Below are 24,504 nucleotides of genomic sequence, written 5' to 3'. Positions count from 1 at the left end.
TTGAGGGGACATGGCTGCAGTCCATCAGTTACAAGGCGTTGGCAATGCCGCCGCTTCATTACTCGAAAAACTAAATATCTTCAATACTGATGATTTGCTTTTTCATCTACCACGTGACTATGAAGACCGTAGCACGATCATTCCCATGAATCAATTGAGCGTGGGACGCAGTTATCTGCTGGAAGGGATCGTTAAAGGTGTAGATTTTCCACCCGGTAAACGCAAATCTATGGCTGTGCTGCTGGATGATGATTTTGGCAAGGTTACTTTACGTTTTTATCATATTTATAAAGGCATTACTGACCGCTGCAAACTGGGTAACCGTTTAAGAATTTTTGGTGAAGTGCGGGTTGGTGCGCGCGGTCTGGAAATGTATCATCCCGAACTGCAAGTCATTACTGAGGACACACCTTTACCTCAAACCCAGCTCACGGCAATTTATCCGGCGACTGAAGGCCTGACCCAGCCAAAAATACGGGATTATATTCAGCAGGCCTTGGCTCAATACAGCGATCATCTGCCTGAATTGCTGCCAGCAAAATTTAGCAATGGTTATGCGCTGAAACAGGCACTGGAATATATCCATCACCCGCCAGTCAATGCCAATATGCTGCAACTAGCACAAGGCTCACATCCTGCACAGCAGCGCCTGATCTTTGAAGAACTGGTAGCGCATCAGATCAGCCTATTGACACGTCGGGCCTTCATCCAGCAGGTCGAAGCGCCTTCATTTGCGCCCAGTCAGACCTATGCCAAACAGCTTTTAGCCAGTCTGGCGTTTGAAATGACCGCTGCGCAAAAACGTGTATCCAGAGAAATTGCACAGGATTTAACAAGCAATAAACCGATGTTGCGTCTGGTGCAAGGCGATGTCGGCGCGGGTAAAACACTGGTGGCCGGTGTAACGGCCTGCCATGCGTTAGAGGAAGGCTGGCAAGTTGCATTGATGGCGCCTACCGAGATTCTGGCCGAGCAGCATTATCTGAACTTTAAACGCTGGTTTGAGCCTTTGGGCTTAAATGTAGCCTGGCTTTCCGGCAAGCAGAAAGGTAAAGCTCGCGCCGCAGTGGAACAGGTGATTCGGGATGGCAGCGCTCATCTAGTCATCGGGACGCATGCCCTATTTCAGGAAAATGTCGAGTTTGCCAAACTGGGTCTGGTGATTATTGATGAACAGCATCGCTTTGGTGTGGATCAACGTCTTGCACTCAGAAATAAAGGTCTAGATGGTATGTCACCGCATCAACTGGTGATGACTGCGACTCCGATTCCACGCACACTGGCCATGTCGGCCTATGGAGATCTGGATACCTCGGTGATTGACGAGCTGCCGCCGGGCCGTACCCCGATTCAGACCGTGACCATTCCATTAGACCGGCGCGAAGAAGTCTTGCAACGGATTGCCAGCAACTGTGCTGAAGGTAAGCAGGCCTACTGGGTGTGTACACTGGTAGAACAGTCCGAAACTTTAGACGCCCAAGCTGCAGAAGCCACTTTCGCTGAAATTCGCGAGCGCTTTCCTGCGCTGAATATCGGACTGGTACATGGCAAGATGAAAGCCGATGAAAAACAGGCGGTAATGCAGCAGTTTAAAAATAATGAATTACAGCTCCTGATTGCCACCACCGTGATCGAAGTCGGGGTAGATGTACCCAATGCTTCCATCATGGTAATTGAAAATGCTGAACGTCTGGGCCTATCTCAATTGCATCAGTTACGGGGCCGGGTCGGTCGTGGCGCCAAAGCCAGTTTCTGTGCCCTACTGTATAAACATCCGCTGTCTCAAAATGGTCAGGAACGCTTAAGAATCATGCGCGAAACTAATGATGGTTTCATGATTGCCGAGAAAGACCTGGAATTGCGTGGCCCAGGTGAACTGCTTGGAACCAAACAGACTGGCGACATGAATTTCCGTGTGGTCAAACTGGAACGTGATGATCACCTGCTCAATCAAGCACATTATGTGGCCCAGCAGATGCTCAAGGATTATCCCGATCAGGCGGAGGCATTATTGCAACGCTGGCTACCGGAAGCACCGCGCTATGCCTATGTTTAAATTACTGCAACACGGAAAATCCTGGCTGAGCTGCTTACAGCCCTGTCAGCTCTGTCTAACCGATCATCAAACCATTCATTCAGTCTGTGAAGATTGCTGGCGACAATTACCCTGGGCACATCAAACCATTCAACGGCAGGAAATGCAGTTCCAGATTGCCTGCGACTATGCCTATCCGATGGACCGGCTGATTCAACTGTTTAAATATGAACAGAAGCTGCATTTGCAAAATTTACTGGCAGGTGTGCTGTTAAGTTTAGACCTACCTAAAGTCAGTGCGATAGTACCGATGCCGATCTCGAATGAGCATCTGGCTGAGCGCGGTTATAATCAATCTCTAGTGCTGGCCAAACATGTGGCAAAACAGTTGAATGTACCCATCTGGCAACCTGTTCGACGAATGAAACAACACTCGCAAAAGGGCCTAAGCCGGCTGGAGCGGATTGAAGACATCCAATCACAATTCCAGATCAGTACCATTTCCAAGCTGCGTTACCGTCGGGTGCTGATTATTGATGATGTGGTGACGACCGGCAGCTCGATTCGAGCACTGAGCCAAACACTTGAACAACTGGGCTGTCAAAAAGTTTATGCAGCCTGTCTGGCAGGTGCTCAAATCTGAAAATTTAAGCTTGGGCGAGTAACTGCGACTTCACCCAAGGAATCACAATTTCAGTGGTCAAGGGTGCGAGTCGTAGCTCTTTTTCATCCAGATCGACCCATTTCATTTCGGCAATTTCCGCTTCAATTTTTGGCGCTTGATCTAGACTTACCCAATAGACATAACTCACCAGTTGATGATCAGGTTCATTTGCCGTCTGGGTTTCAAAACGCCCAATGAATTGCTGAATCTGCGCCTGTGTGCCAATTTCTTCCTGAATTTCACGCAACATCGTTGCTTCTGGTGCTTCATTTGGCTCCAGCTTGCCACCAACCTGCATAAAGCAGGATGTCCCTTTTTTGCGAACCACCAGCAGTTGCTGCGCTTCATTTAAAATAATGGCTGCAGCCACCGTAATCACGTTCATTTATTTTCTACAAATCATGCTGTGGACAGCTTATTTTACAAGATCGGTCTGATCGACCATACCCCATTTCGCTTCGGGCGACTGATAACTTTCAAATTGGCGCAGAATATCATCCAGATTATCACTAACGATTAAAGCATCGCTAAATCGCGCTTTGGTAAAACCTTTCTCGGTGGTCATATGGATAAATTTGAGTAAATCATCATAGAAACCATCGACATTTAAAAAAGCACAAGGCTTTTTATGAATTCCCAACTGTGCCCAGGTCCATTGTTCAAAAATTTCTTCCAGCGTTCCTGCACCACCCGGAATGGCAATAAATCCCTGTGCCAGTTCCGACATGCGGGTTTTACGTTCATGCATATTATCGACCACAAACAGCTCGGTAATATGCGGATGCGCCAGTTCACGATTGACCAGCTGTCTTGGAATTACGCCAATCACCTTGCCACCAGCAGCCAAAGCACTATCAGCAATAATGCCCATTAAACCGGAGCGACCACCGCCATAGACCAGCGTCTGATGCCTTGCTGCCAAGGTCTGGCCAACTTTTTCGGCAATCTGGGCATAGAGAGGATCTGAGCCCAGTGCTGAACCACAAAAAATTGCGATAGAATTCATCATTTCACTCTCCAATTGACGCTATATTGTACGAAATTGCTGCAAGCGCGTTTTTTCCAAAAATAACTGCTTAATATCAGTGTTTTTATTCAATTCCTTGTCTAAAATACACCCATTCCAATTCACATACTGCGCCAGGGAGAAAAGACAGCATGCTTGAAGCCTTTTACGCCACAGAGCGCGGTAGCTTAGAAGATATCACGATTAACGGTGATTTCGACCTGCATCCAGATTTAGTATGGCTTGATCTGATTGCACCTTCACAAGAAGAGCAGCAATGGATTCTAGATGCCTATGCACAAAACTTACCGACCTTAAAATCGCTGGAAGATATTTCCTCGAGTGCCCGATTTTACCGTGATGATGACGGTATTTTGCATATCAGTACCTATTTTTTAACCAAAAATAAAAACTATCAGGTCGAGAACGAAAACGAAGATGAATCCAGCATGCTGGCGACGGTACAAACTGTGGCATTTATTCTGCATAAGGACCGTCTGTTTACCTTGCGTGGCGAAAAGCTGGTGGCCTTTCGTGCCTTCCGGGCCCGTGCGCGCCGCAATGATTATGAAATCGATTATAAAGATCCAACCTGGATTTTATTGGGTCTGCTCGAAGCCAAACTGGATGAACTGGCCGACATTCTGGAAGACGTCCATAAAGATTTAGAGAAATATTCAACTGAAGTGTTGAATAACCGCCATCGCGAGCAGATTCTTGATCTGGATGACATGATTACCCGTCTGGCTCAACTGGAAGATATGCTCGGTAAAGCGCAGCTCTGTCTGATCGATTTGCGTCGTGTTCTGACTTTCCTGTCTCGTCCACGCGCCTTGGGCAGTCATATTTATGATGCGGATATCCGAGAACTCAGTGAAGATGTGCGCTCGCTGGTGGAGCATGATGCCTTCCTGTTCCAGAAAGTGCGCTTCCTGCTCGATACCACGTCCGGATTCATTAACACGGAACAGAACGATACGATTCGTCGATTCTCGATCCTGCCAAGTATGCTTGCACCGCCGATGCTCATTGCCAGTATTTATGGCATGAATACCGAAGTTCTGCCTTTTGCACAAGGCTCCATGAGCTTCATTATGGTCAGTATTATTTTGATCGGCTTTTTGATCGGGCCATTGATTTACTTTAGATGGAAGAAATGGATTTGAGCGAGCTTTAAAGCACTGCTTTTAAAGCGAAGCGCAAGAAACGCTCCTAATCTGACCCATGCTTATTTGAAAAACAATAAAAAAGCACCTTTCGGTGCTTTTTTATTTACTGAATGATCTGTAAATCATCCTGTAAATGGCAGGCCTGAATGATATTTATCATTTTAGCAGGTACAGCTTTAAACTGTAGTCCTTGCGCTTGAGGCGTCTGGCGCAACCAGCGCACCAATACTGCCAAAGCCAAAGTACTACCACTTTCAAGCCCAGCCAGATTAACCACAAGCGGAAACTTGGTTTGTGACTGAACCACACGCAGACCATTTAAGTAATAGTCCTGTGCATTGTCATAGTCAATCTTGCCTGAAACCTGTAGTTCCTGATCATTGAATGTAATCACGGCTCACCTGTTTGATTATTTCTTGTCGATTGCAGCTTCTGCATCCGGTTTAAAGTTAGCAATTGCTTTATCAATATTACCGCCATTACGTTTTACCGTCGCAGCAAACTGGTTACGGAACTGCAAACCCAAGTCAATACCCGATACGTTGATATTGCGGATTTTCCATTGTGAACCCTTGTCCACCAGCTGGAATGCTACTGGAATTTTCTCGCCCTTGTTATTAAAGTCGATGGTCACGACAGGGTTTTTGCTGTTGCTGGCCTTGTATGGACGCACGCTATAGGTCTGATTACTAAACTTGGAAAATGCAGAACCATAATTTTCAATGAGCGTTTCACGGAAATTCTTTTCAAACTGCGCGCGCTGTGCAGCAGTACTATACTGGTTCGTCGCATAAGTCCCCATCACAATACGCGTGAAAGACTGTGAATCAATGTATGGATCCAGATTCTGGCGGACAATCGCTTTTACCAGCGCCGGATTGTTCTGCAATTTTGCATTATCAGCTTTGAGGCGCTCAATCAAACCATCTGCCACTTTTTTAATAAAAGCAGGTGGTGCTTCAGACGGTGCAGCAAACACTGTACCAGCAACCATTGTTGAAAGAATGCTTGCAGCAAGCGTTTGTTTTACTAAAGTCTTCACTCAAATCTCCTCAATCTATTATTCAACAAATGCAGGTTCTGCATCTGTTGTTTCTGAAAATGCAGCTTCTTCTGAGGCACTTTCCTGACTATCTGACGATTTTCCGGCACCACCGGTAATAAATTTCGTCACTAAATCTTCAATTTCCATGGTGCCTTGAGTGTTCGCAATCTGCTCACCACGTTTCAAGTAAGTCAGACCGCCACCTGGAATAATTTTCAGATACTTTTCACCCAATAAACCATTTGTTGCTACCATAATGTAAGCATCTTCATCAATATTGGTGATGGATTTCATGTTGTCTAATAGTTGTTTTTCCATGTCTTTTTGTTGCGCAGGGGTAGCCGCAGTATAGTCTGAACTATAACGTAACTCTTCCAGTGCTTCCTGCTGAACCTGCTTTAACTGCTCAGCATTAAATGAGGTCAATGAGCCATCCAGGGTCATATGCACGGTTGCCAGACGCGTCACTGGATCCAGGGTAATGTCATCCACCTGCCCCACTTTCACACCACTCAATGCCACTTTGGCACGCGGCTTAATCCCATTTACATTTTCAAAAGTCGCTGTCATTTTATAGCTGTCGGAAATATTGTGTCCGACCAGACCACTGACACGCATTGCTAGGAAAAATAAGGCAATACCAAACAAAATAACAAAAACACCAACGGCCAGCTCACTAGTACGTGATTTCATTAAACACCTCCGAACATGACCGCAGTCAACACAAAGTCAAAACCTAAAACGCACAGCGAAGAATACACGACTGTACGTGTTGTAGAAGTTGCAATACCTTCCGATGTCGGGACACAGGCATAGCCTTGGTATACCGCAATCCAGGTACAAATTAATGCGAATACAAAACTTTTAATAATGGTGCCATTTAAGACATCTTTATAGAATTGCACGCTGCTTTCCATGCCGCTCCAATAAGCGCCTTCATCGGCACCCAGGAAATCTACCCCGACCATTTTACCGCCCATAATGCCAACTGCGGCAAAGATGACGGAAAGCATTGGCAAGCTAAAAATCCCTGCCCAAAGACGCGGCGAAATCACCCGCTTCAATGGATCGACACCGATCATTTCCATACTGGACAATTGTTCAGTAGCTTTCATCAGGCCAATTTCCGCAGTCAAGGCTGAACCGGCACGTCCTGCAAATAGCAAAGCAGCGACCACAGGTGCCAGTTCACGCAGCAAGGTCAACGCGACCGCTGTTCCTAGCATCGACTCACTACCAAAGGTCGACAAGATGCTAAACATCTGCAAACCAAGCACGGCACCAATAAACAGGCCAGAAACCACAATAATCAGCAGGGACAATACCCCAACCCGATACATCTGATAAATAAACAGCTTTACGCCAAGCCAGGTCGGCATGGAAAATAAAATCTGCAACAGCATCAGGGTCGCGACCCCAATCCCCTGTACACGTTCAATAACGCGTCTACCTAATGCGGCAATTGCATTCATGAACGAACCTCATCACTTAAATAAGCTTGATGACTAAACTGATAATCCACCGGACCTTCTACCGAACCGGTCAGGAATTGCTGTACAAAAGCAGAAGGATGCGCTTTCAGCTCGGCCGGTGTGCCCTCGCCCTGAATTTTGCCTTCTGCCACCACATAGATGTAGTCTGCAATCGATAAAGTCTCTGCAACATCATGCGAAACAATAATCGTGGTCAGATCCAGTGCTTCACGCAATGAACGGATCAGGCGAGTCAATACCCCCATCACAATCGGATCTTGTCCGGCAAAGGGTTCATCGTACATGATCAGTTCAGGGTCCAGCGCAATCGCCCGGGCCAAAGCCACACGTCGGTTCATACCACCAGACAGTTCCGATGGCATCATTTGCTCTGCACCGCGCAAGCCGACGGATTCCAGTTTCAATGCCACGATTTCCTTAATTAGATGTTCTGGCAGTTTGGTATGGGCCCGAATTGGAAACGCGACATTTTCATACACGCTCATATCGGTAAACAAAGCACCGCTCTGAAATAGCATACCCATCCGTGCACGTGCTGAAAAAAGTTCGGAACGTGACATCGAGGCAATATCTTTGCCATCCAATAAGACCTGACCATGCTCAGGCGTCAGCTGCCCACCGATCAATCTTAATAAGGTAGTTTTACCAGTTCCGGATGGCCCCATAATGGCGGTAATCTGCCCACGACGAATATTTAAACTCACGTCGTCATAAATCACGCGCTCGCCTCGTTTGAAGCTCAAATTCTTGACTTCAATCAAAGACTGAGTATCTCGCGCTGTTTGATTTTTCATAGCTGAGTTTATTCCTACATTTTTTCAGCATGCATACTATAAAGGAACGAAGTTCAAAATGTTAGCAGTTGAAAAAGGTGGGTGAATATCATAAAAAGATGACAATAATGGATTATTTCGTGTTTTTTATAATAAAAATATGTACTTAGGCTTAAAATGACTAGATTGATTAATTAAAAACACTGTATAAATAATAGATAATATTACATAAAATCAAAGTCAATGCGATATATGGCATATACACCTCTATCAATTGAGATCGAAGAGCTAAGCTTTTCATATTAATAATTATCATAACCCTGACAAAACATGATTTAGTAGACATTTTACGTTAAAAAGCAAAAAACTCAATGCATAAAAAAAACCGGTATTTCTACCGGTTTTTTATCTTCATCTAGCGACTGAATTAGTCGTTAAATTTACGACGTGGACGATCTTCACCACCGAACGAACGTTCACCACGTGGCTTGTCATCAAAGTTGCGACGTACTGGACGATCACCGAAATCACGCTTTGGACGGTCATCACCGAATGAACGCGCTGGACGATCACCGAAACCACCTTCACGACGTGGAGCTGGACGATCACCAAAATCACGTTTTGGACGATCACCATAACCACCTTCACGAGCTGGTTTGTAGTCTACACGGTTGCCACGGTTGTCATCATTAGAGCGAGGACGGTCACCAAAACCACCTTCACGACGTGGAGCTGGACGATCACCGAAGTCACGCTTTGGACGGTCATCAAACGAACGTTGTGGACGATCACCGAAACCGCCTTCACGACGTGGAGCTGGACGATCACCGAAGTCACGCTTTGGACGGTCATCAAACGAACGTTGTGGACGATCACCGAAACCACCTTCACGACGTGGAGCTGGACGATCACCAAAGTCACGACGTGGACGATCTTCGCCAAATGCTGGACGTTCGCCACGAGGTTTGTCATCGAAGCTACGACGTGGACGATCATCACCGCCTTCACGACGTTTGAAGTTGCTTTCGCCTTCAAAACGACGACCGCCACCGAAACCACCACGACCGCCATCACCACGACCGCCATCACGACGACCGCCATCACGGCCACGACCGCGACCAGCGCCATCACGGCTACCACGTGCAGGAGGTGGAGATGGCTCAAGACCTTCAATTTCAGATACGTTTAGACGCGCATCAAGGAAGTCTTCTAAAGCACGGATTTTACCGCGTTCACGGTAAGTCGCCAAAGTAATTGCTTTACCAGTACGACCCGCACGACCTGTACGACCGATACGGTGTACATAGTCTTCGTTCTTCATTGGAAGACCGAAGTTGATGACGTGTGAAATTGTTGGTACGTCAAGACCACGCGCTGCAACGTCAGTTGCAACCAAGATCTTCGCACGACCTTCACGGATGCTGCGTAAACGACGGTTACGAACAGTTTGTGGCATAGCACCGTGAAGTGCTACAACTGATAGACCTGCTTCAGCAAGTTCTTCAGCCAACATATCTGTGTCTTCTTGAGTTGACGCAAATACTACTGCTTGATCAACGTCTTCTTCGTTCAACCAGTGAGTAAGAAGTTTTTTCTTGTGCTCGAAACCGTCAGTCCAATGCAAAGTCTGAGTAATATCAGTATTTGTAGAGTGACCAGTTTCGATCGAAATACGCATTGGATCATTCATCATGCGTTCTGCAAGTGTAATGATACGTGGTGCAAAAGTCGCAGAGAACATAAGAGTCTGTTTGCGGTTTGCAGCCAATTCACCAATTGCTTCTAAGTCTTCAGAGAAACCTAGGTCAAGCATACGGTCAGCTTCATCGACGATTAACGCGTCAACTTTATCCAATTTGATTTGACGACGATTTACCAAGTCCAGTAGACGACCTGGAGTTGCAACAACAACTTGCGCGCCTTTTAACTGTTGAATTTGCTTACCAAAAGGCATACCGCCCATGATTGCCGCAATACGAACACCTTTCATGTGACGTACAAATGCGATTGCGTCTTGACATACCTGTTGTGCCAATTCACGAGTCGGTGAAATCACCAAAATATTCGGTTGAGTAACCGCTTTCATACGGTCTTTAAACGGCACTAATGTATCTTGGTTTGCCAACGCATTTAACGTAGGCAGTAAGAATGCAGCAGTTTTACCAGAACCTGTTTGGCTTGACACAAGAAGGTCTTTGCCTTCAAGCGCAGCTGGAATCGCTTGTTCTTGTACAGGAGTAGGAGTAGTAAAGCCTAAAGCGTCGAGAGCCTGGGTTAGAGATTCGTCGAGGGAAAAATCAGCAAAAGTTTTGCTCATAGAGAGTATTCACCCTGAAGTGGGTGCTCCATTTAATAAATAACAATTATGGACATCGGCAAAAAGCGGCACAGCAAATAATGCTGAAAATATTAGGATTCAGCAGCGATCCGAGTAACGACGATGTGGATATAACGCACGCATGATTACGGCCGCAAACCTGAAGGAATCGCTTAAGCGATTGGGGCGCGAAGGATATGTCCTCTCTATGGACAGCACGCGCATACAATGATTAGAAGATAGTGTTCAGGTAAAGAACAGAAATTAAGTGCGTGGCGGAATTATAGCAGAATATTCCACAATGTCATTAAGTTTTAAAACTAATTTTCCTCTTTCATAATTTATCTATATATTTCTAATACTTAAAATACAATAAAAAATGTAACAGTCGGTATAAAAAGTTACTTTTCGCCAATTCACCTGATATTTCCAGTATTCAAGCAAAGATCAACAACTTTATATCAGTAACTAGTGACCTAGATTCCCATGCATAAAAAAGGCATCCCGAAGGACGCCTTTTCTCAATATTAGATCTGATTCATCTAAACCCGATTATTTTGCTGCTTCGCCCCAAGCAGGAACAACTGCTTGCATTAAAGGCTTAAGCATTTTCATTGAACAAGCCAAAACTTGACCATTTTCCATAGAGTCGCTACCACCACGTGCATCAACTACAGTACCGCCTGCTTCTTTCACGATCAATTCGCCAGCTGCGATATCCCAAGGCTTTAAACCAAGTTCGAAATAACCATCGAAACGACCTGCAGCAACATAGGCTAAATCCAATGCTGCAGAACCTGAACGACGATATTGCGCGCCAGCTTCAGTTACGTTTAACAGGGTTTGAAAATGATTCTTGGCATAAGACACAACTTCACCATTACGCTTGGCACGATAAGCGTGACCAACAGCCATAAAGGTATTTTCCAGGCTGTCTTTTACATTCACACGAATACGGCGCTGGTTCATCATGGCACCACGACCACGACTGGCAGAGAATAGCTCATCTTTCACCGGGTCATAAATCACCCCGTGTTGAGTAATGCCTTTGTGCTGAACTGCGATAGAGATACAGAAATGCGGGAAACCGTTAATGAAGTTTAAAGTACCATCTAGCGGATCGATCACCCAACACCAATCGGCGTCATGACCTTTACCTTCCTGATAGCCAAACTCTTCACCAAGGAAACTGTGATTTTTATAGCTTTTACGTAGGGTATCGATGGTCAACTGTTCCAAATAACGGTCTACACGCGTTACCGGACCATCAATTCCTTTTTCTTCGACTTGTAGATCGAGTTTATGACGATTCTGATGCGCTTTTAAAAGCTCTTGACCAACTAACTGAGCCGCACGCGCAGCCATCACCACCATAGGTTCCATTGAACACCCACTACAAATTTGAAGACACTGATAAAGAATAATGCATAAAAGCCCCGACATCTTAGCAAATATCGGGGCTTTTTTGGGAAAAATGTGTCTAAAATTTTTAAGAACTTATGACAAAGCGCTTTGCCCTAAGCTGGACCAAGCCTGATTGATCGATTTTTCAATACCTTGCGCATCAAGACCAGCCTGCTGCAACATCTGGGTATGGGTGGCCTGTGCCATAAACGTATCATCCAGACCCAGATTCAGCATCGGTTTGACAATCTGCGCTTCTGCCAGATATTCATTCACCGCACTGCCTGCTCCGCCCATGATGGCATGTTCTTCAACCGTCACAAACAGACTGGTACTTAAGGCCAGATCATCGAGCATTTGAGTATCCAGTGGCTTGACAAAACGCATGTTAACCACACGCACACCAATCTCATGTTTTACTGCAAAGGCTTCAGCAGCATCGACTGCAGCCTGTACCCGGCTACCAAACGCCAGCACAGAAATATATTCGTCATACTGCCCGTTAAAACTGGCCACAATTTCCGCCTGACCGATTGGAATCTCGATCATTTTTTGCTGGATCTCGACGCCCAGTCCATTGCCACGCGGATAACGTACGGCTGCAGGTCCTGGATACAAATACGCAGTATGCAGCATTTGACGGCATTCATTTTCGTCTTTTGGCGCCATGATCACGATATTCGGGATAGTCCGCATATAGGCATAGTCATAAGCACCGGCATGCGTCGGACCATCTTCACCGACCAGACCGGCACGATCAATACCAAAGGTAACATCTAGATTCTGCAAGGCTACATCGTGTACCAGCTGGTCATAACCGCGTTGCAAGAACGTCGAATAAATCGCCACGACCGGCTTTAAGCCTTCACAGGCCATACCAGCAGCCAAGGTAACTGCATGCTGTTCGGCAATCGCCACATCAAAGAAACGTTCCGGATATTCTTTGGCAAATTTGACCATGCCTGAACCTTCGCACATGGCGGGAGTAATCGCGAGCAAGCGTGTGTCTTGTGCCGCTTCATCGCAAAGCCATTGCCCAAATACATCCGAATATTTCGGCGCAGTATTGCTGGCAGCAACGGCATTGAGTTTGCTAATCGCGTGATACTTGATTTGATCCGATTCTGCCGGAGCAAAGCCCTTGCCTTTTTTAGTATAGACATGAATCAGGCGTGGGCCTTTACGCTTTTTCAGCGCATTAAAGACATGCACCAGCTGTTTGACATCATGACCATCGTACGGGCCAAAATAGTCAAAGCCGATGGCTTGGAATAAGTTATCTGCAGCATCGGTTGCTGCACTGTGCAAACGCGAGTTATACAACCATTCTGGATGTGGCTGTACATATGCCTCACCCTGCTCGGTAACATTAACGAACTCACCGCGCTCCCAAATGGCAGCCAGATGTTTGGCAAAACCACCGGTACTGCAAGAAATCGACATATCATTGTCGTTCAGCACCACCATCAGATCAGCACTGTGTGCCACGGCATCATTCAAAGCTTCAAAAGCCATACCTGCCGTCATGGCGCCATCGCCAATAATCGATACCACTTCACACGGCTTGTTCTGATAACGACGTGCCAGCGCCATACCTAGGCCAGCAGAAATCGCCGTCGAAGAATGCCCTACCCCAAAGGTATCAAATTCAGATTCTTCACGAGCCGGAAACGCAGCCAGACCATCTTTGGCACGAATCGTGGTGAGCTGTTCACGACGACCAGTCAACACTTTATGCGGATAGGCCTGATGACCTACATCCCAGATCAGGCGGTCATGCGGTGTATTAAAGCAATAATGTAAAGCCACGGTGAGTTCAATCACACCGAGATTGGCACCAAAATGTCCGCCACTTTGCCCGGCAGCATACAAAATGAATTGACGTAACTCATCCGCCACTTGTTCTAGCTGGCTTTGCTCGAGTGCACGCAGTTGCTCAGGATGATTGATCGCATCAAGCAACGGTGTTACAGGGCGTTGAGTTGGGATTTCTGTATACAGCATATTATGGCAAAGCCTTCTAAAGCCTGGCAAATCTAAAGCTAGGTCAATGGGGAGTACCCGATCATATAGCTGAATTGTAGCAGCTTCAATTCAGCTACGCTTCTAGCGATGCAATATTAAACAATGATCTCGTCGGGGTGAAAAAATTGCAGCCTACGATTATCCTGAATAATCTTACTATTTATCAACTATTATCGTTCGCTTTCTACAAAAAAGAAAATCTATTGCAGAATTTCGACTTTGCAATTCTACCAATGTTCAAGCATTACGCTATACTTTAGCCAATTTCAGGATTTAACGGGTTCAGCTGTGCCAATCGAATTTGTCGCAACGTCAAGATTACCTACCGCTCACGGTGAATTTAAAATTACTGTATTTCAAGACCCTAAGACTGGCGAAGAACATGTCGCACTTTCCAAAGGACTTGAAGAAGTATCAGATGAGCCTGTAGTGGTGCGTGTGCATTCTGAATGTTTAACCGGTGATGCCTTTGCTTCACTCAAATGCGACTGTGGCCCGCAATTGCAAGCGACTTTAAAACTGATCAATGAATTAGGCCGCGGAGTCATTCTGTATTTGCGTCAGGAAGGTCGTGGCATTGGCCTGACCAATAAAATTCGCGCTTATGCCCTGCAAGATCAGGGACATGACACCGTAGATGCCAATTTAATGCTGAACCTGCCAGCAGATGCACGTCAGTATGATATGTGCAGCATCATGCTGGATCATTTACAGGTGAAAGCAGTACGCCTGGTGACCAATAACCCTTCTAAAATTGAGGCTTTAAAAGCCCAGGGAATTAACGTGATCGATCGTGTGCCTTTGACTGTGGGTTTAAACCCTTTTAATGAACAATATCTCAAGACCAAGCACGAACGCATGGCACATCTTTATAAAAAAGATGATTTTTAATATTTTTAAAACCCTGTCCTACCTTATTTTAACTTAACCACTCCAAACCTCCCTTTCTTGCGCTTCGACTTAAAGCAATGCTTAAGTCTTGCTCGGGGAGGTTTTCCCTATCTTTCTTAAAAATGGGGTTAGGGGAAGATTAAATCGTCATCGAGAAAATCCGGTTCTCCGGTATGCGTCGCTTTAAACGTAAATCAAAAGCCATACAAATATTGCGTACAAATGGTTTCCCTTTCTCCAGAATCGTGACTGACGAGTCTGAAAATTGAATCAAACCATCCTGTGCCATTTCCTCAAGCTGTTCCAAAACCTCATCAATTTCAGGGAAAAGCATCTCGGAATTTTCCCATGAGGTGCTAAAGCTGCACATCAAATTTAGAATATGTTGCCGGATGATCAAATCTTCCTGATTTAAGACATGTCCTTTAAATACCGGAATTTCATTGCGCGCCAGGCATTCATAATATTCTTCAATGGTTTTCACATTCTGCGCAAAGCTGTACCAGCTATCACTGATTGAAGAAATGCCTAGCCCAATCATCACCTGGGTTTTAGAGGCTGTGTATCCCATAAAGTTGCGGTGCAATGTTCCCGCTTGAAAGGACTGGTACATCGCATCTTTCTCTAAGGCAAAATGATCCATACCGATTTCATGATAGCCATGTGCCAGAAGTTTCTTTTTACCCGCTTCATAGCATTCCCGTTTGATCGCATCTTTGGGCACATCGGCATCTTTAAAACCGCGCTGACCATTACCTTTAATCCAGGGCACATGTGCATAGCTATATAAAGCCAGACGGTCCGGCAAGAGCGAATTGGTTTGTTCAATAGTATTTAAAACATCATCCAGACTCTGAAATGGCAGACCAAAGACCAGATCATGGGAAATCGATTCATAGCCAATTTCTCGCGCCCATTCGGTCACCTGTTTAACATTTTCATAAGGCTGAATCCGGTGAATCGCCTTTTGCACGGTTTCGTTATAATCCTGCACACCATAACTGACCCGACGAAAACCCAGGTCATACAATCCCTGCAAATGTTCACGCGTAGTATTATTGGGATGACCTTCGAAACTGAATTCATACTCAGGCGCTACGTCTGCTTTGGCCAGAATGCCTTGAATTAGTTGAGCCAGATGTGCCATTGAAAAAAAGGTCGGCGTTCCTCCACCAAAATGAATCTCTTTAATGATGGGCTTTTCTTGTAATAACTCGCAATATAGATCCCATTCTTTCAGCAGTGCCTGAATATAAGGTTGTTCGACTTCATGGCGTTTGGTCACGCGCTTATGACACCCGCAGAAGGTACACAGGCTTTCGCAAAATGGCAGGTGGATATACAAGCTAATGCCTTCGCTTTGATTGGATTCATCAAAAGACTTTTTTAGCGTTTGCTTCCATTGTTCCAGCGAGAAATTCTGCTCTTCCCAATACGGAACAGTGGGATAACTGGTATAGCGTGGCCCGGGAACATTGTATTTTTGAATCAGGGAATTGACCTGTACCGACATGAGACCCACCTATTACCGTCGAGAAATGCTCAAGCCAATGAGCGCTTGTGAGTTATTGTGCTGAGCTTGAAAAAAGAATTCAACCTAGCCATTTAGTCGGATTTAATGATGCATTCTGCTTATGAATAGTGGAATGTAATGTCTGGGCTGATGAATTGCATCACCAAATTAGACCTTAATCTTTGACTGATTTTATGCTTTGATGTCGTTAGTTTTTTATTTCCCTACGAGGGCTCTGATGCAGCATCCTACATCTACGGATATTCAACACGTTCGTGAATTTCTCCTCGACTTGCAGGCACGGATTTGTGCAGCATTAGAACAGCAGGAACGTGCTGGCGGCGGTACGGCCGAATTTATCATCGATGACTGGGAGCGTCCAGAAGGTGGTGGTGGCCGTTCACGTGTTTTGCAAAATGGTACGGTGATTGAAAAAGGTGGGGTAATGTTCTCCCACATCAACATTTCCAAGCTACCTGCTTCTGCGACCGAACGCCATCCCAATATTGCCGGTGCCAAAGCGCAAGCGATGGGGGTATCACTGGTCATCCATCCAAAAAACCCGAATATACCGACTTCGCATGCCAACGTGCGTTTATTTGTGGCTGAAAAAGAAGGCCAAGATCCGATTTGGTGGTTTGGTGGCGGTTTTGACCTGACCCCGTTTTATCCGAATGATGAAGATGTACTGTCTTGGCATCAAACGGCGCATGATCTATGTGCGCCATTCGGCGAAGAGGTTTATCCTGAACATAAACAATGGTGTGATGATTATTTTTATCTGAAACATCGTGATGAACAGCGCGGTGTGGGTGGTTTATTTTTTGATGATCTGAATCAATGGGATTTTGAAACCTGTTTCCAGTATATGCAGGCTGTAGGCAATGGGTATCTGGAAGCCATTCTGCCGATTTTCCAGCGCAATCAGGATAAGCCTTATACCGAAGCACAACGCGAGTTTCAGTTATACCGTCGCGGCCGTTATGTGGAATACAATCTGGTTTATGACCGCGGCACCCTGTTTGGTTTGCAGACTGGTGGCCGGATTGAATCGATTCTGGTCAGCCTGCCCCCGCTTACCGGATGGTCATATCGCCCTGAATGGGATGAAGGCTCACCGGAAAAACGTTTAACAGATTACTACCTGAAACCACATGACTGGTTAACAGAATTAAAATCCAACGCAATGAAATGATACAAACGGCCCTCAAATAGAGGGCTGTTTTAATAGATATATCCTCTATACTGCTGCATAGAAATATCTGATTTGATCGGGGCACCCTATCGCTACATCGATCACATTCCATTTGATGTCTAGTGAGAATAACAATGCATAATCTTCAATTAAATCTACCTGTGTTGGCCTTTTGGCTTTTTTTGGCTCTTGCCATCAGCGCGATGAGTACCGCAATTTTGAGTCACAACCTGATTCTGGATGGCGCCGCTATTCTGGTGAGTATCCTGACTGGGCTTGGGGTTGTTCTCAGTATGGCGCTGATGTTTGCGGAACATATTATGGATATTTGCAGTTCCTAAAATCCTAATAACTTAGCAGTAATTCAAAATCGCGCAGGCTTTAGTCCCTGCGCTTTTTCACGTATATTGATGGCCATTTCCGCACATGGACATTGTGAAATGAGCAAACAATTTGCCGTGATTGGCAACCCGATTGAACAGTCACGTTCTCCAGAATTGCATCATGCCTTTGCTGCTAAAACTGGTGTCGACCTGAATTACACTAAACTTCTGGCGCCACTGGATGGCTTCGTAGCCAACATTCAGGAATTCTTTAGCAATGGCGGTAGTGGCATGAATGTCACCGTACCCTTTAAAGAACAGGCTTTTGCCCACTGTCAGGTGCTGAGTGAACGGGCCAAAATTGCCAAAGCCGTGAATACGCTATGGATGAAAAATGGTGTGCTGCATGGCGACAATACTGATGGTCAGGGACTGGTTGAAGCAATTCGAGCACTAGATTGGCCACTGGAAAATACAGATATTTTAATTATTGGTGCAGGCGGTGCCACGCGTGGTGTAATCTATCCCCTAGCCCAGGCAGGTGCGAAAAAAATCGTGATCGCCAATCGTACCTTGGCACGGGCAGAACAACTGGTCGCTGATCTTCAGAATGCCGTACCGCAAGTCGAATTACAGGCGATTTCACTAGACACTTTAGCCGGTGAATTTGATTTGATGATTAATGCCACTTCTGCCAGTCTCAGCGGTGATGCCCTGGTTTTACCGGAAACGCTACAGTTTAAACGGGCCTATGAAATGGCCTATGGCAAACCTTCTTCCTTTCTGGATCAAGCCAAGGCACGCGGTGTACCGACATCTGAAGGTTTTGGCATGCTGGTCGGTCAAGCAATTGAATCTTTTTACATCTGGAATGGCATCAAACCGGATTTAAAAGAGTTTCTTTAAAACCCCTATCTCTCTAATGAGTTCAGTTCGGGTTGCAACTGCAACCCTTTACTTCCCTCCTACTACTTTTTATAAGCTGAAAAACCATGGATTGGTTTTAATGACATTTTAAAATGAGTTATTTTGCCACCTGAATCCGACCACAATTCATACAAAAATATACTGGACAAATCACCTTTTAACTCATTAAATTCCATTGATATAACAAGTTTTTAATCTTCCTGTAATGTAAACACCTAATGATGAAATTCGATGATTTCATTCATTAGCCTTAAAAATCGATTCGCTTTTCTGACATTTTTATTCACTGAATTCATCAATGTTTTTTTATCCCGAATGTGAATAATCAAAGAATCGATACAGATAATCCAAAACTAATTTCAATCAGGATTAAACGCATGCCAGCATATAAAGCCCCTTTACACGACATTCGCTTCCTTATGAATGAAGTGCTTGACTACCCTGCGCACTACCAGAATTTGTCGAATGGTGAATATGCCGATGCCGACACGGTAGATATGATCTTAGAAGGCGCTGCAGATTTCTGTGAAAATGTACTGTCGCCGTTGAATCAAAGCGGTGATGAAGAAGGCTGTCATTTTGAAAATGGCGAAGTAAAAACACCGAAAGGCTTTAAAGAAGCTTACGACCAGTTCGTACAAGGTGGCTGGCAAGGTCTGTCTTATCCTGAAGAATTTGGTGGCCAAAACCTGCCAATGTCTTTAAACCTGATCAAATCGGAAATGATGGGGACTGCAAACTGGTCATTCCAGATGTATCCGGGTTTAAGTGTGGGTTGTATCAACACTATCATGCAATATGGTACCGATGAGCAGAAAAACACGTATCTGCCTCACTTAGTTGCAGGAACTTGGGCGGGCACCATGTGTCTGACTGAGCCACAATGTGGTACGGATCTGGGGCAGGTTAAGACCAAAGCAGAGCCGAAAGAAGATGGCAGCTATGCGATTTCAGGCACCAAAATCTTTATTTCTGCAGGTGAGCACGACCTGACTGAAAATATCGTACATATCGTACTGGCACGCCTTCCAGATGCACCGCAAGGTACCAAAGGGATTTCTCTGTTTATCGTACCAAAATTTATTGCTGCGGCAGATGGTGGGATCGGTGAGCGTAATCCAGTGAACTGCGGTTCGATTGAACACAAAATGGGGATTCGCGCTTCAGCAACGGCTGTACTGAATTTTGATAATGCGACTGGCTACCTGATTGGCGAACCGAATAAAGGCTTGCACGCTATGTTCACCTTTATGAACACGGCGCGTATTGGTACTGCGATTCAGGGTATTTGTCATGCTGAACTGTCGTTCCAGGGTGCTTTACCTTATGCTAAAGAACGTATGTCAATGCGTGCCTTGTCTGGCAAAAAAGATCCAGAAAAAGTGGCGGATGCGATCATTCATCATGCCGATGTACGCCGTATGCTGTTGACGCAAAAAGCCATTGCTGAAGGTGGCCGTGCCATGATTTATCATGCAGCAAAAATTGCCGACAACATGAATGATGCTTTGCTGCGTGGCGATACTGCAGCATTTGAACAGCATGATGACCATCTTGGGTTCTATACTCCAATCCTGAAAGGCTTCCTGACCGAAATGGGTTATGAGGCATCAAATCACGGTATGCAAGTCTTCGGTGGACATGGCTATATCAAAGAATGGGGCATGGAACAGATCGTACGTGACTCACGTATCTCTACCCTGTATGAAGGCACAACAGGTGTTCAGGCACTGGATCTGATTGGCCGTAAAGTGCTGTTGACATCAAAAGGTAAAGTTATTCGTGATTACACTGCTGAAATCCTGAAATTCTGCGGTCAGCATGCACGTAATAAATATATGCGCCGCTTTGCCTGGGATTTAACCAAGCTCTGTGCACAGTGGAATGCACTAACTGTGCGTATCATGCTGGCTGCACGTAAGGACCGCGACATCGTTTCTTCTGCGTCAGTCGATTTCCTAATGTTCTCCGGTTATGTGATGATGGCCTACTTCTGGGCACAGCAAGCTGCAGTCGCTTCAGCCAAACTAGCTTCTAATGACGGTACGGAAGTTCCAGAATTCTATAAAGCGAAAATCAAAACTGCTGATTTCTACTTTGAACGTATTCTGCCACGTACTCAAGGTCATGCTGAAGCGATGGTGAATCCCTCTAAAACCATGACGGCACTCGCTCCAGAACACTTTAGCTTTGACTATTAAGTTGTAAATTGAGTTAAAAAGAGCGCTTCGGCGCTCTTTTTATTGACGCAGACGCCCTTGTTTAACTTAAAAAACCTTTCTGGATAGAAAATGTACAAATTTAATTTTATATTTTTCAACATCCTAATAAATTAGCCAAATAAAACGCTTGTATATCTCAAAATAAGCGGTATGATAATCCCAACTAGAAAAATTCTTGTTTTGGTTAGTCTTCTTTTAAGTATCGCAGTTTTAGTCATAAACCTTCGTATTACAGATCAAAAAGCTCCATCCTTTTTATTTTTCAAAGTTACAGTTAGTCATCTGAAATTTTGGCTATAAATTCATACGATTCAATAGGTTATATTATGTCTAATACAGTTAACGGTACAGTAAAATGGTTCAACGAAACTAAAGGTTTCGGTTTCATTCAACAAGAATCAGGTCCAGACGTTTTTGCTCATTTCAGCGAAATCACTGGTTCAGGTTTCAAAACTTTAGTTGAAGGCCAAAAGGTCTCTTTCAGCGTAGCTCAAGGTCAAAAAGGCCCGACAGCTGTAAATATCGTTGCTCTATAATTTAGAAGCAAGATATTGAAAAAAGCACTCTTAGAGTGCTTTTTTTGTGCCTATCATTTCTCTCATACCGCTCGCTTTTAAAGATCATTGGGTTGTTCTAAAAACCGGTGTGCTCTATGCCAGGCTAAAAATACCGGATCAGGGGCAAAACGTTTTGGTACGTCGATTCGTTTACCGTGATAAAGTTTTAAATAGACGTATAAACTCGCATCTTGCTTGGCTTGATTCGCAAGACACACTTTAAGCCCTTTATCTAGCGTGATAAATCCCTGATCGAAAGCTTGATCCAATAAAGAAGATAAACAAATTCCATTACGCGGATTTCTTCTATGTACCTGATTTTCAGACCAAGGTACGATATGAGAAGCCACTAAAAAGGCTTTGGTCTTAATACCAGAGATTGCACATTGATATTGATAATTAAGTTTAACTTGTAAAGCAAATTCCTGGTGTGGCGAACCGCGAACTTTTACATTGGCATATTGATCTTCAACACTATAATCGAGGATTTCTTGACGTAAATGCGTATCTAACAAAGCATCCTGTTTTTCGCCTATTCCTGCTAATTTAAGTAATCGCCAAAAATCATCTGCCGTGATCTCATTCATGCCATATTGTTGAAAAAAATGTTCCCAAGTATTTCCGCGTGGTTTAAAAGTCCATTGAAAATCTTCCAAATCGGACTGCAGAATAGGATCTATAAAACGTATACCATCGATCACTTCCGCAAAGACCGGTTTGGTTCGGCGTTTTTGATGATTTTGAGGAATGGCAGTAGGTGCAATAATCTTGGCTATACGGCCTGCACCATAAAGATAGAATTGATTTTTAATTTCAGAGGCTTTTTGCGGTCGTCGATATAAAAAGAAATCCCCTTCCCTGACTCGATTATATTTAGACTGATCCCAATGATATTCTTTAAAGTCCCGATCTTCATAAACCAGATGATCACTTTTACTATCAAAAATAAAGAATCGGGTATTAGTTAAATCCAGCTGTTGAAAATCCCATAATGTATCCACCTGCCCACTCTCTAGAAATTATAATATTCATTTAATTTAATCTTTGAATATTCTCAGAAAACTTCTCTCTAAGAAAGCGTCAATCAGAATTTAGGCATTTTATTTAAGGCAATAAAAAAACCCAATAGAATCCTATTAGGGTTTCTTTTAGAACAATGGGGAAATTAAATAATTAAAGAAATTCTTCCAGTACCGAATTTAAAAAGATATGCCCCTGCTCGGTACATGAAAGACGATCTTGATCATCGACCATTAACTTTCTGTCACGCAAAGAACTCAGCAACTCATTCAAGCGATCCAGACTCAGGCCAGTACGTTCTGCATAGAGCTTGGCTTCCACGCCGTGATTTAAACGTAACGCATTCATCATAAATTCAAATGGCATGTCGGCATCTTCAATCCGCTTAAACTGCACATGCTCGGCAGGTACTTTGGCTAAGTAGTCCTTAGGTAAACGGGTTTTCTGGAACCGATACACGCCATCTGTCTGAGTGACTTTGCCATGTGCTCCGGCGCCAATTGCCAGATAATCACCAAACTGCCAGTAATTCAGATTATGTGCTGAAGGCAGTTCTTTACGCCAAGCCGAAACTTCATAGTTGATAAAACCCTGCGCTTTTAAGTAGAGCTCACCCTGCTCCTGAATATCTTCCAATACTTCATCGACAGGCAAAATCGGTTGAGTCCGGAAAAATACCGTATTTGGCTCAATCGTTAGCTGATACCAGGAAATATGTGTAGCACCCTGTTCCACGGCCAATTTTAAATCATGCAAAGCCTGATCCAAGGTCTGTTCAGGCAAACCATGCATCAAGTCGACATTAATGCGCTGAAAGCCGGCTTCACGTGCTAACCCAATGGCAGAAATCGCATCTTCATTGCTGTGAATCCGTCCCAAACGCTTGAGATGCTCGGTATTAAAACTCTGCACCCCAATCGACAGACGGTTAATTCCGGCCTGTAAATAACCGGCAAACGGATCATGTTCGACTGTGCCGGGATTGGCTTCCAGCGTAATCTCACAGCCTTCAGCAAAGGGAATAACGGCTTTGAGCTGATCAAATAACCATTGATAGCCTGGGGCAGAAATCAGTGACGGCGTCCCCCCACCAATAAAGACACTGTGAATCTGCCGGCCTTGGGCAAAATCGACCTGAGTTTTAAAGTCTTCCACCAGTGCTCGTAAATATTCCTGTTCCAATTCCAGTGATAATTGACCATCCGGAACCGCATGCGAATTGAAGTCACAATAAGGACATTTGCGCACACACCAAGGCATATGAATATATAAGGACAAAGGGACAGCAGCAGGATTCAATTCAGCCAAAGAACTACTCAAAAACGATTACAAGATATAGCCGAATTTTAACATGACTCGGCGGCAACACTGCTAAAATTAAATTTGATCGTGTGATATGCCTAAAAATTTAAATAGAATTAGTCAGTTAAAATTATGAAAATATCTTCTCAACTTATTATTTTACTTCCTTTGGTTTTTGCAATCGGTGTTTTATTGACACTCCAGACTGCAATTAATACACAACTGAAAGAATATTTATATTCTCCTATTCAAGCTGCATTTTTTTCCTTTTTGATTGGTACAATAGTGCTCGCCGTAATCGTACTTTTTCAGTCCAATCCCAAACCCGGTTTACAGGAATTGATGAGTGTTCCCTGGTATTTATGGCTAGGGGGAATCGTGGGTGTATACGCGATTAGTATGAGCATTTATGCAGCACCCAAACTTGGCTTTCTGGTTCTTAGCGGTCTCATTATTTTTGGTCAGATGGTGATGTCGATGCTGGTCGATCATCTGGGGTTATTGGGTAATGAAAAAATGCCGGTTAACTGGCAACGTCTTTTAGGCGGCGTGGTAATTTTTATTGGTGTGCTTCTCACTTTACAACGCTAAACCTTCTATTTAAGCACATGATCACGATGAGT

The 24,504-nt window shown here is 44.6% G+C and carries 23 protein-coding genes; 10 read left to right on the top strand and 13 right to left on the bottom strand.

Features of this window, described 5'->3' with window-relative positions; all coding sequences use genetic code 11:
• Positions 1-10 precede the first annotated feature (10 nt).
• Positions 11-2,056 carry an ATP-dependent DNA helicase RecG gene (gene recG / locus F893_RS02415; protein ID WP_005249883.1) on the top strand — a complete coding sequence of 682 codons (2,046 nt, stop codon included), beginning with the start codon at positions 11-13 and terminating at the stop codon, positions 2,054-2,056.
• The gene (locus tag F893_RS02410) at positions 2,043-2,678 is read left to right on the top strand and encodes a ComF family protein (RefSeq protein WP_005249881.1); all 636 of its coding nucleotides are present in this window, start codon (positions 2,043-2,045) and stop codon (positions 2,676-2,678) included. Before recG ends, F893_RS02410 begins: the two co-directional genes overlap by 14 nt.
• Before the next feature lie 4 nt (positions 2,679-2,682).
• Here F893_RS02410 and F893_RS02405 read toward each other — a convergent pair whose 3' ends face one another.
• Positions 2,683-3,084 carry an NUDIX hydrolase gene (locus F893_RS02405; protein ID WP_005108590.1) on the bottom strand — a complete coding sequence of 134 codons (402 nt, stop codon included), beginning with the start codon at positions 3,082-3,084 and terminating at the stop codon, positions 2,683-2,685.
• A gap of 30 nt (positions 3,085-3,114) precedes the next feature.
• Entirely contained in the window at positions 3,115-3,705 is a 591-nt protein-coding gene (locus F893_RS02400) for an LOG family protein (protein WP_005249879.1), read from the bottom strand.
• A 152-nt stretch (positions 3,706-3,857) separates the two neighbouring features.
• On the opposite strand from F893_RS02400, the gene F893_RS02395 reads away from it, so the two are divergent.
• Positions 3,858-4,871: a CorA family divalent cation transporter gene (locus tag F893_RS02395; RefSeq protein ID WP_004732304.1), complete on the top strand. Its 1,014-nt coding sequence runs from the start codon at positions 3,858-3,860 to the stop codon at positions 4,869-4,871.
• Between the two features lie 106 nt (positions 4,872-4,977).
• Here F893_RS02395 and F893_RS02390 read toward each other — a convergent pair whose 3' ends face one another.
• From F893_RS02390 to dxs, 8 genes are all read right to left on the bottom strand, one after another.
• Entirely contained in the window at positions 4,978-5,268 is a 291-nt protein-coding gene (locus tag F893_RS02390) for an STAS domain-containing protein (RefSeq protein WP_005249878.1), read from the bottom strand.
• A 15-nt stretch (positions 5,269-5,283) separates the two neighbouring features.
• The gene (locus F893_RS02385) at positions 5,284-5,916 is read right to left on the bottom strand and encodes an MlaC/ttg2D family ABC transporter substrate-binding protein (protein WP_005249877.1); all 633 of its coding nucleotides are present in this window, start codon (positions 5,914-5,916) and stop codon (positions 5,284-5,286) included.
• A gap of 18 nt (positions 5,917-5,934) precedes the next feature.
• Positions 5,935-6,612: an outer membrane lipid asymmetry maintenance protein MlaD gene (locus F893_RS02380; RefSeq protein WP_005249876.1), complete on the bottom strand. Its 678-nt coding sequence runs from the start codon at positions 6,610-6,612 to the stop codon at positions 5,935-5,937.
• Positions 6,612-7,391 carry a lipid asymmetry maintenance ABC transporter permease subunit MlaE gene (gene mlaE, locus F893_RS02375; protein WP_004281531.1) on the bottom strand — a complete coding sequence of 260 codons (780 nt, stop codon included), beginning with the start codon at positions 7,389-7,391 and terminating at the stop codon, positions 6,612-6,614. Before mlaE ends, F893_RS02380 begins: the two co-directional genes overlap by 1 nt.
• Positions 7,388-8,206: an ABC transporter ATP-binding protein gene (locus F893_RS02370; protein WP_005108585.1), complete on the bottom strand. Its 819-nt coding sequence runs from the start codon at positions 8,204-8,206 to the stop codon at positions 7,388-7,390. Before F893_RS02370 ends, mlaE begins: the two co-directional genes overlap by 4 nt.
• Before the next feature lie 406 nt (positions 8,207-8,612).
• Complete coding sequence (locus tag F893_RS02365; protein WP_005249875.1) at positions 8,613-10,502, bottom strand: DEAD/DEAH box helicase; 1,890 nt, start codon at positions 10,500-10,502, stop codon at positions 8,613-8,615.
• Between the two features lie 552 nt (positions 10,503-11,054).
• The gene (locus F893_RS02360) at positions 11,055-11,885 is read right to left on the bottom strand and encodes an inositol monophosphatase family protein (RefSeq protein ID WP_004281534.1); all 831 of its coding nucleotides are present in this window, start codon (positions 11,883-11,885) and stop codon (positions 11,055-11,057) included.
• Positions 11,886-11,999: 114 nt separating this feature from the next.
• Complete coding sequence (gene dxs, locus F893_RS02355; protein ID WP_005249873.1) at positions 12,000-13,910, bottom strand: 1-deoxy-D-xylulose-5-phosphate synthase; 1,911 nt, start codon at positions 13,908-13,910, stop codon at positions 12,000-12,002.
• A gap of 309 nt (positions 13,911-14,219) precedes the next feature.
• On the opposite strand from dxs, the gene ribA reads away from it, so the two are divergent.
• The gene (ribA, locus tag F893_RS02350; RefSeq protein WP_004645027.1) at positions 14,220-14,822 is read left to right on the top strand and encodes a GTP cyclohydrolase II; all 603 of its coding nucleotides are present in this window, start codon (positions 14,220-14,222) and stop codon (positions 14,820-14,822) included.
• Positions 14,823-14,961: 139 nt separating this feature from the next.
• Here the strand turns inward: ribA and hemN are convergent, their stop codons facing one another.
• Positions 14,962-16,335, bottom strand: coding sequence for an oxygen-independent coproporphyrinogen III oxidase (gene hemN, locus F893_RS02345; RefSeq protein WP_005249871.1), 1,374 nt, complete (start codon positions 16,333-16,335; stop codon positions 14,962-14,964).
• A 238-nt stretch (positions 16,336-16,573) separates the two neighbouring features.
• Here hemN and hemF point away from each other — a divergent pair, with 238 nt between their 5' ends.
• The 5 genes from hemF to F893_RS02320 all read left to right on the top strand — a co-directional run bounded on the left by hemF (position 16,574) and on the right by F893_RS02320 (position 21,538).
• On the top strand, positions 16,574-17,530 hold the full coding sequence (hemF, locus tag F893_RS02340) for an oxygen-dependent coproporphyrinogen oxidase (RefSeq protein ID WP_005249869.1): 957 nt from the start codon (positions 16,574-16,576) through the stop codon (positions 17,528-17,530).
• A gap of 134 nt (positions 17,531-17,664) precedes the next feature.
• A complete protein-coding gene (locus tag F893_RS02335; RefSeq protein WP_004732323.1) occupies positions 17,665-17,871 on the top strand; it encodes a hypothetical protein in 207 nt (68 codons plus the stop codon).
• Positions 17,872-17,970: 99 nt separating this feature from the next.
• A complete protein-coding gene (gene aroE, locus F893_RS02330; protein ID WP_005249866.1) occupies positions 17,971-18,759 on the top strand; it encodes a shikimate dehydrogenase in 789 nt (262 codons plus the stop codon).
• Between the two features lie 398 nt (positions 18,760-19,157).
• Positions 19,158-20,981 (top strand): acyl-CoA dehydrogenase C-terminal domain-containing protein, encoded by a 1,824-nt coding sequence (locus F893_RS02325; RefSeq protein ID WP_005249863.1) that lies wholly within the window; start codon positions 19,158-19,160, stop codon positions 20,979-20,981.
• 347 nt (positions 20,982-21,328) lie between these two features.
• Positions 21,329-21,538: a cold-shock protein gene (locus F893_RS02320; protein ID WP_004281542.1), complete on the top strand. Its 210-nt coding sequence runs from the start codon at positions 21,329-21,331 to the stop codon at positions 21,536-21,538.
• A 77-nt stretch (positions 21,539-21,615) separates the two neighbouring features.
• Here the strand turns inward: F893_RS02320 and F893_RS02315 are convergent, their stop codons facing one another.
• Entirely contained in the window at positions 21,616-22,560 is a 945-nt protein-coding gene (locus F893_RS02315) for an HNH endonuclease (protein ID WP_005249861.1), read from the bottom strand.
• Between the two features lie 172 nt (positions 22,561-22,732).
• Entirely contained in the window at positions 22,733-23,887 is a 1,155-nt protein-coding gene (gene hemW / locus F893_RS02310; RefSeq protein ID WP_005249859.1) for a radical SAM family heme chaperone HemW, read from the bottom strand.
• Between the two features lie 126 nt (positions 23,888-24,013).
• Between hemW and F893_RS02305 the strand changes: the two genes are divergently transcribed.
• Complete coding sequence (locus tag F893_RS02305) at positions 24,014-24,472, top strand: DMT family transporter (RefSeq protein ID WP_005249857.1); 459 nt, start codon at positions 24,014-24,016, stop codon at positions 24,470-24,472.
• The last annotated feature ends 32 nt before the right edge of the window (positions 24,473-24,504 follow it).

Source organism: Acinetobacter sp. CIP 102136 (assembly GCF_000369685.1).
Lineage (GTDB): Bacteria > Pseudomonadota > Gammaproteobacteria > Pseudomonadales > Moraxellaceae > Acinetobacter > Acinetobacter fasciculus.
The sequence above is the reverse complement of the archived record's forward strand: the minus strand, read 5'-3'. Positions and strand labels throughout refer to the sequence as shown.

Coding starts and splice junctions, on each gene's coding strand:
- recG (WP_005249883.1), top strand. CDS start 11: ATGGCTGCAGTCCATCAGTTACAAGGCGTTGGCAATGCCGCCGCTTCA.
- hemF (WP_005249869.1), top strand. CDS start 16,574: ATGCAGCATCCTACATCTACGGATATTCAACACGTTCGTGAATTTCTC.
- F893_RS02335 (WP_004732323.1), top strand. CDS start 17,665: ATGCATAATCTTCAATTAAATCTACCTGTGTTGGCCTTTTGGCTTTTT.
- F893_RS02395 (WP_004732304.1), top strand. CDS start 3,858: ATGCTTGAAGCCTTTTACGCCACAGAGCGCGGTAGCTTAGAAGATATC.
- F893_RS02325 (WP_005249863.1), top strand. CDS start 19,158: ATGCCAGCATATAAAGCCCCTTTACACGACATTCGCTTCCTTATGAAT.
- F893_RS02370 (WP_005108585.1), bottom strand. CDS start 8,206: ATGAAAAATCAAACAGCGCGAGATACTCAGTCTTTGATTGAAGTCAAG.
- F893_RS02400 (WP_005249879.1), bottom strand. CDS start 3,705: ATGAATTCTATCGCAATTTTTTGTGGTTCAGCACTGGGCTCAGATCCT.
- mlaE (WP_004281531.1), bottom strand. CDS start 7,391: ATGAATGCAATTGCCGCATTAGGTAGACGCGTTATTGAACGTGTACAG.
- F893_RS02365 (WP_005249875.1), bottom strand. CDS start 10,502: ATGAGCAAAACTTTTGCTGATTTTTCCCTCGACGAATCTCTAACCCAG.
- F893_RS02320 (WP_004281542.1), top strand. CDS start 21,329: ATGTCTAATACAGTTAACGGTACAGTAAAATGGTTCAACGAAACTAAA.
- F893_RS02405 (WP_005108590.1), bottom strand. CDS start 3,084: ATGAACGTGATTACGGTGGCTGCAGCCATTATTTTAAATGAAGCGCAG.
- F893_RS02410 (WP_005249881.1), top strand. CDS start 2,043: ATGCCTATGTTTAAATTACTGCAACACGGAAAATCCTGGCTGAGCTGC.
- F893_RS02360 (WP_004281534.1), bottom strand. CDS start 11,885: ATGGAACCTATGGTGGTGATGGCTGCGCGTGCGGCTCAGTTAGTTGGT.
- dxs (WP_005249873.1), bottom strand. CDS start 13,910: ATGCTGTATACAGAAATCCCAACTCAACGCCCTGTAACACCGTTGCTT.
- aroE (WP_005249866.1), top strand. CDS start 17,971: ATGAGCAAACAATTTGCCGTGATTGGCAACCCGATTGAACAGTCACGT.
- F893_RS02380 (WP_005249876.1), bottom strand. CDS start 6,612: ATGAAATCACGTACTAGTGAGCTGGCCGTTGGTGTTTTTGTTATTTTG.
- hemN (WP_005249871.1), bottom strand. CDS start 16,335: ATGTCGGTACAGGTCAATTCCCTGATTCAAAAATACAATGTTCCCGGG.
- F893_RS02305 (WP_005249857.1), top strand. CDS start 24,014: ATGAAAATATCTTCTCAACTTATTATTTTACTTCCTTTGGTTTTTGCA.